The organism is Chryseobacterium sp. KACC 21268, from assembly GCA_028736075.1.
Classification (GTDB): Bacteria; Bacteroidota; Bacteroidia; order Flavobacteriales; family Weeksellaceae; genus Epilithonimonas.
This window is the reverse complement of the sequence record CP117875.1, coordinates 2,427,322-2,443,431: the sequence shown is the minus strand read 5'-3', so window position 1 is coordinate 2,443,431 and position 16,110 is coordinate 2,427,322. Positions and strand designations below refer to the sequence as shown.

Genomic DNA, 16,110 nt, shown 5'->3' with positions numbered 1-16,110 from the left:
TGAATATTAATCAAAATCTGATTTTGAGATGCTTCCAGATCCTTCCAAAAATCTGTACAGATAAGGCGCTTTGTTAGCAGAACCACTGTAATGTTTTTCCAATCTTTCCAGAATATTCATTCCCAGTATTTTTCTTTGGAAATTGTTGCGTCTAAGCGGTTCGCCAAGTATTGATTCGTACAGATTTTGTAGTTCCTTCATCGTGAATTTGTCTGGCAAAAGATTGCTTCCCATTACCTGATAATCTATATTTTTTCTGAGGTAGAGTAGTCCTTTTTCTATCATTTCCTGATGGTCAAAAGCCATATTGGGAAGCTCATTGACATTGAACCATTGGCACACTTCATTGAAGGAATCAGGAAAAGTGTAAGTCAAAGTATAATCAATTAATGCACAGTAACCTACAGAAATGAAACGCTGATAGATCCAGTGATTTTTATCAACTTCAATATTTTTGTTTTCGAGGAGTTTTTGGTGGGTGTTGTTCTCTGTTCTTTTGATGTCCCCGAAAGTGTAAAATTGCTCCAAGAAAACATCAGAAAGGTGTGTTCTTTCGTGCAAAGTTCTGGCAGCTGCGTCGTTTAGATTTTCATCATTGAAGATGAATCCACCTGGGACAGACCAGAGATCAAGATCGTGATACTTAAGCAGCAAAACCTTCAATGTATCCTTGTGAAAGCCGAATATCACACAGTCTACAGAGACGTGTTCTACGAAATCATTGGTATCAATTAATTCTTTTAGATTCTGTTTATTCTTGTGGTTTTCGGTCATAGGTTATTGGCGTTTTATTAAGAAAAAATGTGAGACCAAATATAATTAATAATGGGAATAAAATAAATAATGGATAAAAATTACTGAAATCTTTATGAAAAACAACAGCCATATAGAGAGATCCTACAGAACTTCCTAATGAAGAACAGATGACAACAATCGAGACCAAAAAATGTGTTTTTTCTTTTGGAACCTTGTTTAGTATTTCGGAATTGTAAAGTGGAAATAGAGGTGCTAAAAATAAGCCGATTATTGGCATTATCAATATTAATAAAAACTTATAATCAGTATAAAAATACGAGATTAATACCTGACAAATAATCAAAATTGAAAATACAATTCCCAGGCAAATCAAAACAAACGGAAACCAATGAAACCGTAATATCAATCGACTGGTAGCCAATCTTCCAAAAAATGAAAACAAAGCTAGAAATGCTGAGGCCTGTAAAGCGAAATAGGAATTAATTTTCAAATTGTTTCTAAAGAAACTCGGAAGCCAGGAATTAAAACTCTGCTCCACAAAAACCATAAAAAATACGATGATAAAGAAATAGACAATCTTCGGATTCAGATAATATTTCCAATCTCCGGGTTTCTTTTCGGCATCTGCTTTCTGTTCTTTATCAATTTTTACGGCTTTCAGCATCACTAATGTAATGATACTCAGTAGAGCAATAATCCAAAATCCAAACTTCCAATATTCTGCATAAGAACTCGTCAATAAAGTTCCAAAGCCAATATTCACAAAAAAGATTCCGATCATAAAAGATGCATCCACACTACTGATAGCGCTGGACAATTGCTCGTCCTTAAAGTTATTCTTAATGATACTAAAAACCGAAATCTTAGCCAAAGCGAAACTGACCCCAACAATACTCAGCCAAATTTTGAAAAACCAAAATGTATCCACAAGTGGCAAAGCAATACAGCTTACGACGATGAAAAGGAGTGAAAATATCAGGGCATTCTTGTTACCGGTTTTAGCAATCAAATTGACACAAAAGATGGACATTATCGCCATTGGAATATCCTTGAAAGATTCTAAAACTCCCAAACCTTTGTAAGAAACTTTTTCAGACAATTGCAGAATGATCACTCCCATACTGTTGAGAAGCATAGAGAAGATCAAAAAGCTTAACATCAGAGGAAGCTTAATCCTATTTTTATTAACATTCATTTAATGATGCCTTAACTTTTTTTAACATTGACGATGATTTTCAGTGATTCCAAAAGTACAAAAATTAATGGAAATTATGATAAGGTTGTGTGCTAAATTACCATCAATAAAGGAAAAATAAAAAAAATGAAAATTTATTTTGTTGTGTAGAAAAAAAAATTACTTTTATTGTCTCAGTTTGAGATTAACAAAAAATTAATTAAAATATGAACTTAAAGTATTCAAAATGTCTCGGATTAGCAGCTGTTCTTTACTTTACGGCAAACTACTCCGCGCAGCAGGTAAAAGACACTGCTTCTTCGGAAAAAACGATCGAGGAAGTAGTAGTCATTGGTTACGGAACTCAAAAGAAGAGTAATGTGACTGGAGCGATTGCAAGCATCAAAGCTTCTGATATCGAAGACATCCCAGCAGGTAAACCAGAACAGGTTCTACAAGGTAGAGCGGCAGGGGTATCTGTTGTTACCAATTCTGGACAGCCAGGTTCTTCTGCAACGGTGAGAGTGAGAGGGCTTACCAGTTTTGGAGCTGGAGGTAATGATCCGATGTGGGTTGTAGATGGAATCATTGTAGACGGAATTGGATGGCTGAACCAATCTGATATTGAAAGTATAGAAGTCTTAAAAGATGGAGCTTCTTCCGCAATCTATGGTGTATCAGCTGCTAGAGGTGTAATCCTTGTCACTACTAAAAAAGGTAAAAAAGGAGCTCTCAACTTAGCTTACAATGGCAGTTTTGGAGTTTCTCAAGTGGCACGAAAGCTTGATCTTTTGAATGCAACTCAATATGCAACAATTATTAATGAAGGTCTAGTAAATGATAATCAGGCACCAAGATTTTCTAATCCCTCAATCTTTGGACAAGGGACGGACTGGCAGGACACTATTTTCAATACTGGAGATAGACAGTCACACGAAATAAGCATCAATGGAGGTAGTGAAAAATCTACTTACTATGCATCATTCGGATATTTTGATCAAACGGGAACAGTGATGGGAGATATATCCAAATACAAAAGATTGAATGCACGTTTGAACTCGACGCACAAAGTTCTTGATTTCTTAACTATCGGACAGACTTTCTTGTACACACATCAAAAAAGCCAGGGTATTGGAACCAATGAATTGTTTGGTGGACCTCTTAGTTCAGCAATTAACCTTGATCCAACTACGCCATCTGTTGTGACAGATTGGTCTATGGTAAATCCTGCTAATTATACCAATCAATATATCATCAGAGATCAAAATGGTAATCCGTATGGTATTTCCCCGTATGTGAATCAAGAGATGTCAAATCCTTTGGCGTACCGATATACACAGCAAGGAAGGAACGGCTGGTCGGATGATTTTGTTGGGAACGTTTTCGCAGATTTGAGATTAGCGCCAGGATTGAATTTTAAAACTACCCTAAACGGTAAAAAATCATACTGGGGAAGTGAAGGTTTCAACCCTAAATTCTATTTAAGTTCCACACTCAGCAATCAATCATTCAACAGTTTGAACAGAACTTCGCAAACCAAATTTGAATGGAGTTTCGAGAATACCTTAACATACCAGAAAAAGCTAGGCGATCATAACTTTAATATTATGATTGGACAGGGTGTTTATAGAAATAATATAGGCTCAGGACAAAGTGTTACTTACACCAATTTACCTGTTGAGAGCTGGCAAGATGCTGCTTTCTACTCTGTAGATGCAAAAAATATTACGGCATCAGCTTGGGATACATCACAAACTAGAAGAGCCTCTTACTTTGGACGTTTTATTTATGACTACCAAGACAGATATTTGCTTACCGGAACTTTCAGAAGAGACGGATCTTCCAAATTCCTGAAGTATTGGGGTAACTTCCCATCATTCTCTTTAGGATGGAATGTTCATAAGGAAGGATTCTGGAAAGATAATGAAATCATCAACACATTTAAAATTCGAGGTGGCTATGGTGTTTTAGGAAATGATGCTATCGATGATTTTATGTACAGAAGTTCCTTGGTATCAGGAAGTAATTATCCAAATGGAGAAATCAATCCAAGTATTATTATCGGATATAGCCCCAACACACTCGGGAACCCAAATCTTAAATGGGAAGAAACTGCACAAACCGATATAGGAGCAGACATCAAGTTTCTTAGAAATTTCACTCTAGGTTTTGATTATTATTATAAAAAAACAACCGACATCTTACGTAGAGTAGCAATCCCAGGTTACGTTGGAGTTCCAACAGATCCTTTTGCGAACGTAGGAGATATGGAAAACAGAGGGATGGAATTCGAGCTTGGATACAAAAAAAGCTGGGAAGATTTCGACGTTTCATTGACTGGTAACTTCTCTACAAACAAAAACAAAGTTCTAAGATTGGAAGATGATGTGGAGTGGAGAGAGTTTTCATCCCTGCATTCTATGGGAACGGTTTCCAGACTTCAGGTTGGAAAATCTGTAGGAACATTTTACGGCTACACCTATGGCGGCGTTTTCCAAAATCAACAACAGATTAATTCTTACGTAAACGCGAATGGTGAGATGATTCTACCAAATGCAAAACCAGGAGATTTTATGTGGAATGATAATAACGGAGACGGAAAAATTACTGAGGAGGACAGAGTAGATATTGGAAGTTCTATTCCAAAATTTACTTACGGTTTTACTGTGAATATGAGTTACAAAAATTTTGATTTTATGGTATTTACTCAAGGACAAGGCGGTAACAAAATCCTACAAGGTTTGAGAAGGCTGGATATGCTGGATGCCAATTACCAAACCTCAATCCTAAACAGATGGACTGGTGAAGGCTCAACAAATGATAATCCAAGATTGACAAGACTAGATCCAAATGGTAACTACACGAAGATGTCTAGCTATTATCTTCAAAAAGGTGACTATATGAGAATCAAACTTGTTCAGTTGGGATACACACTTCCAAAAGACACAACTTCAAAATTTGGAGCAAACAAAGTGAGATTGTACGTAACGGGAGAAAACCTATTCACTTTTACAAAATATACTGGCTACGATCCAGAAATCGCAGGTGGTAATGAGTATGGTATCGATAGAGCTTACTATCCGCAGGCAAGAACGTTTTTATTTGGAGCAAACATTCAATTTTAATGATTAAAAAAATGAAAAAATTAAATTTTATAAATAAAAGTATAGCAGTTGTAATGTTAGCCGGACTTAGTTTTGGTACTGTGAGCTGCAATGGAGACTACATTGGTGATGTAGATAATATTGGAACTTTTGATGATGCAAATTATTTCAAAAGTGAAGAACAATGCTTGAGCGCAACAGCATCAGTCTATGATATTATGAAGAAGTATGCTGGTGGATTTGAAAATCAAGTAACTTTTGTAAATGCCGGATCAGATGATTTCTTTGCTGGTGGAGGAAGTTCTACAGATGGCGCGGGAATCCAGGGTTTTAATAATTATAATATCAATCCCAATACTATGCCTGCCAGCTACTGGAAAGATTATTATCAAGGAATTGCAAGAGCGAACTGGGTGATAGAGAGAATGCCAAGTGCTCCGGTAAGCGATGCTTTTAAAAAGAAAATTATTGCTGAAGTCACGGTTTTAAGATCTTTATATTATTTTGAATTGGTCAGATTGTTTGGAAATGTCCCATTAATTCTTAAACAGATCAATTCCAATGATGATTATTGGAACATTCCTCAAAGTCCTAAGCAAGCAATCTATGATCAGATAGAAGGAGATATTGCAAGTGTATGGGCAGATTTGCCTGCAACTGTAACAGGAACAGAGAGAGGCCGTCTTACACAAGGAGCTGCAAAAGCAATTCTGGGAAAAATTTATCTTTTTGATAATAAAAAAGCAGAAGCGGCTGCACAATTTGCTGATGTCAATGGAACTCCTGGAGCTACAAGCCAATATGGATACAAACTGGTTGATGATTACAAAACACTTTGGATAACTGATAACAAATTCACATCTGAGTCAATCTTGGAAGCAGTTTATACAAATGCCGGTATGTCCGACTGGGGTTTCTGGGGTCAAGGTAGAGATGAAGGTAATTCAATCTGCATTATGACTGGTATTAGATCATACAATCTTGTGGGTACCAGTGAAGCACCAGATTTGGTTTCTGGTTGGGCTTTCAATACAGTATCTGACGATTTATTCAATTTTATGGGGAATGATCCTAGAGCAGATGCAACTATTCTTAATGCAAAAAAACTTCAGCAGGAAGGCAAGATTACATATTCTCCAGCATATTCAGACACAGGTTATTTCTTGAAAAAATATGCACCATACAAATCTGGAGTTTCTCCGCTACCGGGAGCTATGGAACTCAACTTCCGTCAGAATTACATTGTGATCCGTCTGGCAGACAGTTACCTGATGGAGGCTGAAGCTTTAAATGGTACAGGAGGCAGAGCGCAGGCATTATTAGATGCAGTTCGTTCAAGAGTTGGATTAGCATCTGTACCAGTATCGATGCAGGCTATCAAAGATGAAAGAAGAAGAGAGCTAGCAGGAGAAGGACATCGTTGGTTCGATCTTGTAAGATGGGGAGATGCGCCTTCAAAATTAGCATCCAAAGGATTTGTAGCAGGAAAAAATGAAATTCTACCAATCCCTTATGCAGAGTTGTTGAATACTGCACTGAAACAAAATCCTCAATATTAACATTATTAAATTAATCTTATGAAAACGAAAATATCTAAAATAAAGATTTTAAGTTTTGTAGCAGCCTCTTTATTGATATCGTCTTGCGTACCTGATACTGTTGATGGCGATGGAAATGGTCTTACACCAACTAATTCTGATGCTTCTTTTACCGTTACTAAAACATCAGAAAATCATTATACTTTAACTGCATCCAATCAAAATTATCTTTTTTCAAATTGGGATCTTGGTGATGGAGGAGGTTTCGGAAGAGCAGCAAACATCTATGATATTTTTCTACCGGATGAAGGAACTTACAACATTCAGCATCAGATTGTAGGTCAGGGCGGAATTGTCGGTGGCACTGCAAGCCAAACTGTAAAAGTCGATAAATCTGATCCTGCCGCAGGTAATATGATACAAGGCGGAAAGTTTGCAGATGCAGCCGATGTAGCAAAATGGAGTCTAGCATTTCCCAATCCTTCAGGGACAGCACTTTGGACTTTTGCAGACGGAAAAGCAACTTTTGTAGCTAAAGGCTGGGAAAGAAATGTAATGTATCAAGCTGTCAATGTAGTGGCAGGACGTAAGTACAAGGCAGACGCAGTTGTAAGTTCCAAAGGCGTTGCAGACTCTTGGTTTGAAATCTACGTGGGATACACAAAACCAACCGCAAATACCGATTACACAGGAGATGGAAATGATTCCACTTGGTTGAGAGGCATTAACACTTGGGCAGGAAGCGGGACTTCTGCATTCAACGGGAAAATCTCTAGTGTTGGTTCTACCAATTCTAACAATCCGACTGGTACTTTCACAGCTACTCAGACCGGTGTTGCATATTTTGCCATCCGATCAGGAGGTAACGATATGAAGGAGGGAATTTCTATAACCAATATAGAATTCAGAGGAATTAACTAATTTTTTCTTATCATATTTTCTTAGGTGAAAGAGGTTCTCAACAACCTCTTTCATTTTTATTAATCTTAACAAATCATCAAAAAAATTTCGAAGGAAAACCTGTAATGGACTCGCAATTCAAGACAAATTTTCTTATAAAAATCATTTTGATGATCATAAAAATTATGAAAATGTTTACAAAATCAAAAGCGTACCCAAACAAAATGTTCTTCTTCGGAATAGCAATTTTCTCTCTTATGTTTTGCCAAAGCAGTACTGTTGACGAGCAGACAACTCCAGATCCGCCAACTGGTGGAGGCAATACAGGTAACTACGCAACGGCTAGTTTTTGGCTCACCAAAGCAGACGAATCCTCAAAACTCCAAAAGCAGACCGATATTCTGTTCAATAATGCAGCAAACAATTATCAAACGTTAGATGTGGATGCATCGCAAAAATATCAGACGATTGACGGTTTTGGCTACACATTGACTGGTGGAAGTGTTCAGGTCATCAATCAACTTTCTGCAGCGAAAAAAGAGGAGTTGTTACAAGACCTTTTTTCGAATAAAGACAATTCGATTGCCGTAAGTTACATCAGACTAAGTATTGGCGCATCCGATCTCAACAGCAGCGTTTTTTCTTATGACGATATGCCAGCCGGACAAACAGATCTTTCTCTAGCGAATTTTTCTTTGGCAAAAGATCAGGCTTTGATCGAGATGCTAAAAAAGATCTTGACCATCAATCCGAATATCAAAATTATGGCAACACCTTGGTCGCCTCCAGTTTGGATGAAGGACAATGGAAGTACAATCGGTGGAAGTCTCCAGCCAGAATATTACAATGTCTATGCGCAATATTTTGTGAAATATATTCAGGGAATGAAGGCGCAGGGAATTACAATTGACGCCATCACACCTCAAAACGAACCGTTGCATCCTGGCAACAATCCTAGTTTGCTGATGACCGCTCCACAACAGGCGACATTCATCAAAAACAGTCTTGGACCAGCTTTTCAAGCGGCAAATATCACAACAAAGATCGTCCTGTATGACCACAATTGTGACAAACCGGAATATCCAATGGAGATCTTGGCAGATGCCGAAGCTTCAAAGTATGTGGACGGTTCGGCATTTCATCTTTATGCGGGCAACATCGCTGTTTTGAGTAATGTGCATTTGGCCTATCCAACCAAGAATCTATATTTTACGGAGCAATGGACTGGCTCTACATCTTCGTTTTCTGATGATATGATGTGGCATTCCAAAAATGTGATCATCGGTTCTATGAGAAACTGGAGCAAGATCGCTTTGGAATGGAATTTGGCCAACGACCCCAATTTCAATCCGCATACAGACGGTGGTTGTACGCAATGCAAAGGTGCCATCACAGTCAATCATAATGAAGCATTCACAAAAAATGTGGCTTATTACATCATTGCACACGCATCCAAATTTGTCCCTCAGAATTCTCAAAGAATTGCTTCTACTCAACCAGGTAATCTGAGCTCAGTAGCTTTCACAACGCCTGACGGAAAAACAACTTTGATTGTCCTTAATGAAGGAAATGCCATCGAAAATTTCAATATCAAAATGAATGGTAAATCTGGTGCAACATCATTACCAGCGCGAGCTGTGGCGACCTATGTTTTTTAAGGCTTGATTATAATTAATTCTGAATATGAACATAAATCCAATCAAAATAATTTCGATTCTTTCATTGATCTCAATGACCAGTTTATCTTGCATTAATCAAAAAAATGCGGACAAAGGAAAACTGGTCTTTCAGGACGAGTTCAATAGCAAAGGTTTGCCAGACGCTTCCAAATGGGAATTTGAAGTTGGCGGTGATGGTTTTGGGAATAATGAACTTCAGTTCTACACCAAAGACAGAACCGAAAATGCAAGAGTAGAAAACGGAAATCTAATCATCGAAGCCAAAAGAGAAAAGTGGGAGAAGAACGATTACACTTCAGCAAAATTGATCACGAAAAATACTTTTCCATTCCAGTACGGAACTGTGGAGGTGCGAGCCAAATTGCCAAAAGGTAAAGGAACCTGGCCAGCCATCTGGATGCTGAGCAAAAACATCATAGAATGGCCAGATGATGGCGAGATCGACATTATGGAACACGTTGGTTACAACGAAGGTTATGTACACGCATCAGTCCACACCAAGAAGTACAATCATATCATCAACACTCAGAAAACGGATACGATCATCATCAAAGATGTTGCAGAAAACTTCCACGTTTACAGAGCCGATTGGACGCCAGAAAAGATTGAGATGTTCGTGGATGACAAAAAATATTTCACCTACATTAAAACTGAAAATGACTACGAAGCCTGGCCATTTGACCAACCATTCTATTTGATCCTGAATCAGGCAGTAGGAGGGAACTGGGGCGGAAAAGAAGGTGTGGATGAATCGATATATCCACAAAAATTTCTGATAGATTATGTCAGAATTTATAAAAAATAATTAATCAATTGATATCAAGTCTTTGATGTCCAACTATAAAACAAAATGAAAAAGACAATTGTATTATTTGCTGCTTTATCACTTTCGGCAAATATGAATGCCCAGAATTACTGGAAAAAAGGAATGAAGCAAGGAAAAGTGATTCTTACTTCGCAAAAGAGCAATGAGAAATTTGCCAAGAAATCGAATGCGGTTTTCACAGATTTTCCTCAACCTAAAGAAACGGATGTTTGTGTTTTCGTAGATCCGGATTTCAAATATCAAAAGCTGATTGGAATCGGTGGTGCGATTACAGACGCTTCTGCTGAGGTTTTTGCGAAGATTCCGAAGGAAAAGCAGAAGGAATTTATCGAGGCTTATTATGGAAAATCGGGGATAGGCTACAATGTTGTCCGAACAAATATGAACTCCTGTGATTTCTCCAGCGATTCCTACACTTATGTCAAAGACAACGATGAATCTCTGAATTCATTTGATGTAAAGCACGATGAACAGTACAAAATTCCCTTGATCAAATTAGCGCAAAAAGCTATTGACCCGAAGGATTTTAGATTTTACTTCAGTCCTTGGAGTCCGCCAGCCTGGATGAAAACCAATAATAATATGCTGAAAGGCGGAAAATTATTGGACAAATATTATCAAGTTTGGGCCAATTACTATGTTAAATTCATTCAGGAATATGAAAAACGAAATATTCCCGTTTGGGGATTGACCATCCAAAATGAACCAATGGCTATCCAAACTTGGGAATCTTGCTTGTACACAGCAGATGAAGAAGCAAAATTCCTAAAGGAAAACCTCGGTCCAACACTTTGGAAAAATAATTACAAGGACAAAAAAGTGATCATTTGGGATCACAACAGAGACTTGATGTACCAACGTGCAACGACGACCTTGCAAGATCCTGAAACTTCAAAGTACGCCTCCGGAATTGGTTACCACTGGTATGAAACGTGGAACAACAAATCCCAACTATTTGATAATCTGGCAGAAACACACAGAGCTTTTCCTGATAAATTCTTGATTTTCACAGAAGGTTGCAAGGAACAATTTGATTTTTCAAAAATCTATGATGTGAGTTTAGGAGAATTGTACGGCAGAAATATGATCAACGATTTCAACAAAGGAACATCTGCGTGGACAGACTGGAACATTCTTTTGGACGAAAAAGGTGGTCCAAATCACGTCGGTAATTTCTGTTTTGCACCGATCATTTACGATTCAAGAACGAAGGAATTGCATTACACCTATGAATATTATTATATCGGACACATTTCCAAATATGTGAAACCAAATGCACAGCGCGTTGGAACTTCTACCAATAAGGATTTTCTGCTTTCCACAAGTTTCCTGAACGAGAGTGGGGAACTAGTAGTGGTCGTGATGAACGAAGGTGATGCGGATACAGATTTCAATCTTTGGATCGAGGGAAAATCTTCGAAACTCGCTGCACCAGCGCATTCTATTCAGACTATAGTTTTATAGTTATATATTATTTTCAAAGAAACAGCAGCTAATTTTTAGCTGCTGTTTTATTTTATAGGTAGAAATTATTCTGAAATTTCTACTTTAATTTTTCTGCAATCATTTTGCAATCCGCCGGTGTCAATCTTTGACCTTTGGAGTAATTGATGGCTTGCGCAGAAGAATAAACCAATTTCGAAGCGCTCGGATCTGCATAGTCGCCAATGCCTTCCAATAAAACGCCGCTGTCTTGTAGGAAATAAATCTCGCGTTCGCTTACTGAGCCTTCAGATGCAAATTTATAATTGACTCTCAATGTGTCACCAGCAACTTTACCTGTGATATCGCCAGCATTGGAATCTTTCTCAAAGTTTTTGTATTTCAATTTTCCGGAAACATTTCCATTGGTGATCTTGTACGACAAAAACATAGAATCTTTTCCAATGACATTCATATAACAATAATCTTTATTTTCCTGTTCCGAAATTTGATTAGGATCTTCTGAAACGGCCAGTGTATCAGGTTTTCTGTTTTCAACATTGATCTGTTTCTCAATATTTTTTTCGCAAGAGCAAACCAATAATAAGGATGCTGACAGAATTAAAAAAGCGTTTTTCATAATTATTTAATTGATATACTTTTAGCTTAGAAAATATTATACCACATTGATTTATAACCGGATATGATACATAAAAATGACCAATTAACATAATTCTAAAAAAGTCCTATAATTTACATTATGTTAAATAGGGTATTTAAAGTGCTTATTATCAAACACTTTTAAATCGGTAAATTTTCTATTTTTTACTTCTGATTATTCAATACTGAAATCAACAAAAGAGTCTAATTTTGGAAACTTCTTCACAGAAACGAATTTCTTATCCGTACAGTCGATTTCTGTCCAACCTTTTTTATGATTAAGATCACCGACTTCGATCACGTATGGTTGATAAGTCAGATTTTTATTTTCATCCAGAATTTCCCTGTACTGCACAGCAATGTCCATTATGCATTCAAATTCTGTATTCAGTTTTACATTTCGGTAAATCAGATCAAAATGGGTTTCTTTGTTCTGAGGAATTTCAAAATAAGTTTCATAGCTTAAAGTATCGCCCTTTAGAACCGAAATAGCCTTCAATGCAAAATACAAAGCGTGTGTATAATATTCTCTGGTTTTTTTTCTGTCCAGATCATTCTCATAAAATCCACCTTCAAATAATATCGATGGAATTCCGGCTTTCATAAAATTGTCACCGCTGGACGTTGGATAAAATTCGTCGGTGTATTTAGCAATTCTATTTGGCAAAATCTGTTTCATCTGCATATAGATTGCTGCAATCACGGCCATACTTTTTTTCCGGTTTTCCGTCAGATCTCTTTCAAGATTTTCTGAAGGTGATAGAAATGATAATGTCGCCGGATGAACGCCGTCTGTTGTGAAAATTGTCCGTTGATCATGAAGATTCAGTAGATAACTGTAGTCTCCGTTTAATACAATAGATTTCAAAACTCTGACCTCATTGCTGGAGTTTCTGATAAAATCTCTGTTGATATCAATGTCGTAAGCATTCCGTCTTGTCCAGGCTTCCGAACCATCTGGATTCAGCATAAAGATAAAATCCAATTGGATCAATCCCAACAACTTTTCACTGAGCTCTGGATGCTTTTCAAATATTGAAAGCAGATCCAACATAGCCAAAGTTGCCGTGGATTCATTTCCGTGCATTTGTGACCATGCTGCAACTTTCAGTTTTCCATTTCCTAAAGTCAACATATAAATTGGTTTGCCCAAACTCGATTTTCCGACCTCTTTTATATAATCGCTGTAATTGTCCTGTAGGTAAGAAAATAATTTTTCGGGCGAAATATAGCGATCTGGGAAACTTAGATTTTGAGCGTATGGAAAACTGTTTGTCATTACAAATGATTTAGATTTTCACAAAAGTAAGATTTAATCTCAAATAAAATGAATTTACATTTGTAATATTATTAAACAAGTTGAAATGTCACTTTGTCTGTTAATTATTTTGTGGATTGATATAATCGTATTTTAATTTTATAACTGATTGAATATCAGTATTTAATTTAATTTATTTAAAGATAAATTTTATATTTACTTTAATACCAATTTTTGTTCTTCGTCTTCATTTGTTCGTCAAATAACTAAACGTTATTTCTATATAAATTTTTCTTGTTTTTACAAATGTATAAACACCTAAATCGTAATAAATTCCTTATTTTTGCTACAATTACTAACAAATGAGCAACGAGATCATATTCCTTTCAGGATTCTTAATATTTATCGTCACCCTACTCCTACTCGACCTGGGAATTTTCAACAAGAAAGATGCAGCAGTTTCACTGAAACAGGCTGGATTGATGAGCGTCTTTATCATTCTACTTTCTTTAGGCTTTTATATTCTACTCACATATTTTGGTCACCACATTCATGGGATCGACAGTATGGAAAGATTGCAGGAAATTGTGGCTAAGCATAAACATCCTGTGAAGGTCATTCCCGGGAATCTGGAACACAGCATTATGTTGTACGATAAAAATCTAGGTTTGGAGTTCCTGACGGGTTATCTTGTGGAGTACGCACTTTCTATAGATAATATCTTTGTGATCCTATTGGTATTTAGTGGATTTGGCGTTGCACCTAGGAATTATCACCGCGTGTTGTTTTGGGGAATTTTTGGAGCCATCGTCATGAGATTTTTATTCATATTTATAGGAGCAGCTTTGATTCAGAAATTCGAATGGATCATGTACGTCTTTGGAGCGTTCCTAGTTTATACAGGTATCAAAATGTATATCGAAAGGAATAAAGATGATGAGATTGATCCGCAGCATCATCCAGTGGTGAAGTTTGCTCAGAAACATTTTAAAGTTCATAACCAGTTTGTGGGTAACAAATTTTTTGTGGTAATCGATGGGATCAAGAAAATGACACCACTGTTTTTAGTGTTAATTATTGTAGAATTTACAGACCTAATCTTCGCTGTAGATAGTATTCCAGCGATATTCTCGATTACCAAAGATCCTTACATTGTATTCTTCTCCAATATCTTTGCGATCATCGGACTTAGATCGATGTTCTTCCTACTGGCCGGAATTGTGAATAAGTTCCGATTCCTAAAGATTGGTTTGGCTGCATTGCTGACGTTTATCGGTCTCAAAATGATCTTCCACCATTATCTAGATGATATTGGATTTACCACTTCACATTCATTGATTGTGATTGTATCTATCCTATTTTTAAGTATTGCTATTTCTCTGATGTTTCCGGAAAAGAAGGCTACTCCTCATATCGAGTCTTAGTTTAGAACGAGCTAAATGAAAACGCTGTTTGCACTTTTATTTTCGATTAATATTTTTGCTTGCAAATGTGAAAATATGAGTCTAAAAAGTTCATTTGAAAGTGCAGGTAGGAAGTATTTTCGAAGTTCATAAAACGCCCTCTGGGGTTTTAAAATTTTAGATAATCATCTCAGCAAAGTTCAGATAGAGAAGATTTGCAAAGGGAATAATTACGATGGTTTACACCGATCAAGCTACTCTTTTTGGATCACAACTTCGCTCTTGTGACTTGATATTTGATGAAAAGAATCAATACTTAATCTTCCTTTCTATGAACCCGACACTGGATTTCTATTTTCTGAGCACTTTCTTTACACAAAAAAACTTTCGGATATTTCTCCCGATGAAATCAAAACATTAGATTTTTTAAGTCAGGATTACCAGCAAAAATTAAAGTTCGAAAGCTCAAAAATTTCGAATACTGATGACTTTGAAGTTGTTCTTGATGAGGCTTTTAATAAGCGAAACGGAAAATTCTAAGATTAAATCAGGAAATTAAGGCCTGAAATCAAACCTTACATTTATAAATTGTGGATAATTATTTAGGAACGGTCGTAATTATCATCTTATCCACAATGGTCTGGTTAAGATGAGAAAGAGAAATTCAAAAGGTTGATAAATTAGACTTATCCACAAAAACACATTTCATTAAATGTAATCACTTGATTTATAAGGTGTTTTATTGTTCTTAAAGTATGTTACAAATGTAAACAAGATAATTATACAAATGTGATGAGATTTAAAATTTGATTCATTACATTTGTGAAATGGAATTCACTGATAGATTTACAAAAGTAATCGAGTACTCGGAGTTGACGCCAGCAGAATTTGCGGAAGAAATTGGTGTGCAACGTTCAAGCATTTCTCATATCATTTCTGGACGTAACAAACCTTCTCTCGATTTCATCACCAAAATAAAAACGGCGTTTCCAAAATTCGAATGGGATTGGCTTATTACAGGTGAAGGTGAAATGCTGATTTCAGAAAAGGAACCTGAAGAACCTGTTGTCGAAGAAAAGCCAGAAATTGTAGAAAAGAAAAAACCGTCATTACCAGATCTGTTTTCTTTGATCAATGATGAAAATTTTGGCATTACCGAAAGTGAAGATAAAGTAGAAAAACCAAAATCGCGAGATTCCAATATTTCTACACAAGTAGCTGAAAAAAATATTTTATCCGATTCTCAGCAATTAGAAAATTCCATTCAAAAACAAGATTCAAAAAAGAAAAATGTCAAAAGAATTGTGTTTTTTTATGAGGACGGAACTTTTGAAACTTTTGAAAATTAGTTTTAAAAGTTGAACCACAAAAGTCACGATAGAAAATTTAA

The 16,110-nt window shown here is 36.5% G+C and carries 12 protein-coding genes; 8 read left to right on the top strand and 4 right to left on the bottom strand.

Annotated elements, in window-relative coordinates; translation table 11 throughout:
- Window positions 1–6: 6 nt before the first annotated feature.
- Together PQ459_11360 and PQ459_11355 are read right to left on the bottom strand one after the other, a co-directional pair.
- A complete protein-coding gene (locus PQ459_11360; GenBank protein ID WDF45493.1) occupies window positions 7–774 on the bottom strand; it encodes an NUDIX domain-containing protein in 768 nt (255 codons plus the stop codon).
- On the bottom strand, window positions 752–1,951 hold the full coding sequence (locus PQ459_11355) for an MFS transporter (GenBank protein WDF45492.1): 1,200 nt from the start codon (window positions 1,949–1,951) through the stop codon (window positions 752–754). Before PQ459_11355 ends, PQ459_11360 begins: the two co-directional genes overlap by 23 nt.
- Before the next feature lie 206 nt (window positions 1,952–2,157).
- Here PQ459_11355 and PQ459_11350 point away from each other — a divergent pair, with 206 nt between their 5' ends.
- From PQ459_11350 to PQ459_11325, 6 genes are all read left to right on the top strand, one after another.
- A complete protein-coding gene (locus tag PQ459_11350; GenBank protein WDF45491.1) occupies window positions 2,158–5,055 on the top strand; it encodes a TonB-dependent receptor in 2,898 nt (965 codons plus the stop codon).
- Between the two features lie 11 nt (window positions 5,056–5,066).
- On the top strand, window positions 5,067–6,593 hold the full coding sequence (locus PQ459_11345) for a RagB/SusD family nutrient uptake outer membrane protein (GenBank protein WDF45490.1): 1,527 nt from the start codon (window positions 5,067–5,069) through the stop codon (window positions 6,591–6,593).
- Window positions 6,594–6,611: 18 nt separating this feature from the next.
- Entirely contained in the window at window positions 6,612–7,493 is an 882-nt protein-coding gene (locus PQ459_11340) for a hypothetical protein (GenBank protein ID WDF45489.1), read from the top strand.
- 170 nt (window positions 7,494–7,663) lie between these two features.
- Complete coding sequence (locus tag PQ459_11335) at window positions 7,664–9,130, top strand: glycoside hydrolase family 30 beta sandwich domain-containing protein (protein WDF45488.1); 1,467 nt, start codon at window positions 7,664–7,666, stop codon at window positions 9,128–9,130.
- 25 nt (window positions 9,131–9,155) lie between these two features.
- Window positions 9,156–9,956 carry a glycoside hydrolase family 16 protein gene (locus tag PQ459_11330; protein ID WDF45487.1) on the top strand — a complete coding sequence of 267 codons (801 nt, stop codon included), beginning with the start codon at window positions 9,156–9,158 and terminating at the stop codon, window positions 9,954–9,956.
- A 45-nt stretch (window positions 9,957–10,001) separates the two neighbouring features.
- A complete protein-coding gene (locus PQ459_11325) occupies window positions 10,002–11,441 on the top strand; it encodes a glycoside hydrolase family 30 protein (GenBank protein ID WDF45486.1) in 1,440 nt (479 codons plus the stop codon).
- A gap of 79 nt (window positions 11,442–11,520) precedes the next feature.
- Here the strand turns inward: PQ459_11325 and PQ459_11320 are convergent, their stop codons facing one another.
- Window positions 11,521–12,039, bottom strand: a complete 519-nt coding sequence (locus PQ459_11320) for a hypothetical protein (protein ID WDF45485.1) — start codon at window positions 12,037–12,039, stop codon at window positions 11,521–11,523.
- Window positions 12,040–12,234: 195 nt separating this feature from the next.
- The gene (locus tag PQ459_11315) at window positions 12,235–13,338 is read right to left on the bottom strand and encodes a M14 family zinc carboxypeptidase (GenBank protein WDF45484.1); all 1,104 of its coding nucleotides are present in this window, start codon (window positions 13,336–13,338) and stop codon (window positions 12,235–12,237) included.
- 341 nt (window positions 13,339–13,679) lie between these two features.
- Here PQ459_11315 and PQ459_11310 point away from each other — a divergent pair, with 341 nt between their 5' ends.
- Window positions 13,680–14,741 (top strand): TerC/Alx family metal homeostasis membrane protein, encoded by a 1,062-nt coding sequence (locus PQ459_11310; GenBank protein WDF45483.1) that lies wholly within the window; start codon window positions 13,680–13,682, stop codon window positions 14,739–14,741.
- Window positions 14,742–15,547: 806 nt separating this feature from the next.
- Window positions 15,548–16,069 carry a helix-turn-helix transcriptional regulator gene (locus PQ459_11305; protein WDF45482.1) on the top strand — a complete coding sequence of 174 codons (522 nt, stop codon included), beginning with the start codon at window positions 15,548–15,550 and terminating at the stop codon, window positions 16,067–16,069.
- Window positions 16,070–16,110: the final 41 nt, after the last annotated feature.

Coding starts and splice junctions, on each gene's coding strand:
- PQ459_11360 (WDF45493.1), bottom strand. CDS start 774: ATGACCGAAAACCACAAGAATAAACAGAATCTAAAAGAATTAATTGAT.
- PQ459_11355 (WDF45492.1), bottom strand. CDS start 1,951: ATGAATGTTAATAAAAATAGGATTAAGCTTCCTCTGATGTTAAGCTTT.
- PQ459_11350 (WDF45491.1), top strand. CDS start 2,158: ATGAACTTAAAGTATTCAAAATGTCTCGGATTAGCAGCTGTTCTTTAC.
- PQ459_11345 (WDF45490.1), top strand. CDS start 5,067: ATGAAAAAATTAAATTTTATAAATAAAAGTATAGCAGTTGTAATGTTA.
- PQ459_11340 (WDF45489.1), top strand. CDS start 6,612: ATGAAAACGAAAATATCTAAAATAAAGATTTTAAGTTTTGTAGCAGCC.
- PQ459_11335 (WDF45488.1), top strand. CDS start 7,664: ATGTTTACAAAATCAAAAGCGTACCCAAACAAAATGTTCTTCTTCGGA.
- PQ459_11330 (WDF45487.1), top strand. CDS start 9,156: ATGAACATAAATCCAATCAAAATAATTTCGATTCTTTCATTGATCTCA.
- PQ459_11325 (WDF45486.1), top strand. CDS start 10,002: ATGAAAAAGACAATTGTATTATTTGCTGCTTTATCACTTTCGGCAAAT.
- PQ459_11320 (WDF45485.1), bottom strand. CDS start 12,039: ATGAAAAACGCTTTTTTAATTCTGTCAGCATCCTTATTATTGGTTTGC.
- PQ459_11315 (WDF45484.1), bottom strand. CDS start 13,338: ATGACAAACAGTTTTCCATACGCTCAAAATCTAAGTTTCCCAGATCGC.
- PQ459_11310 (WDF45483.1), top strand. CDS start 13,680: ATGAGCAACGAGATCATATTCCTTTCAGGATTCTTAATATTTATCGTC.
- PQ459_11305 (WDF45482.1), top strand. CDS start 15,548: ATGGAATTCACTGATAGATTTACAAAAGTAATCGAGTACTCGGAGTTG.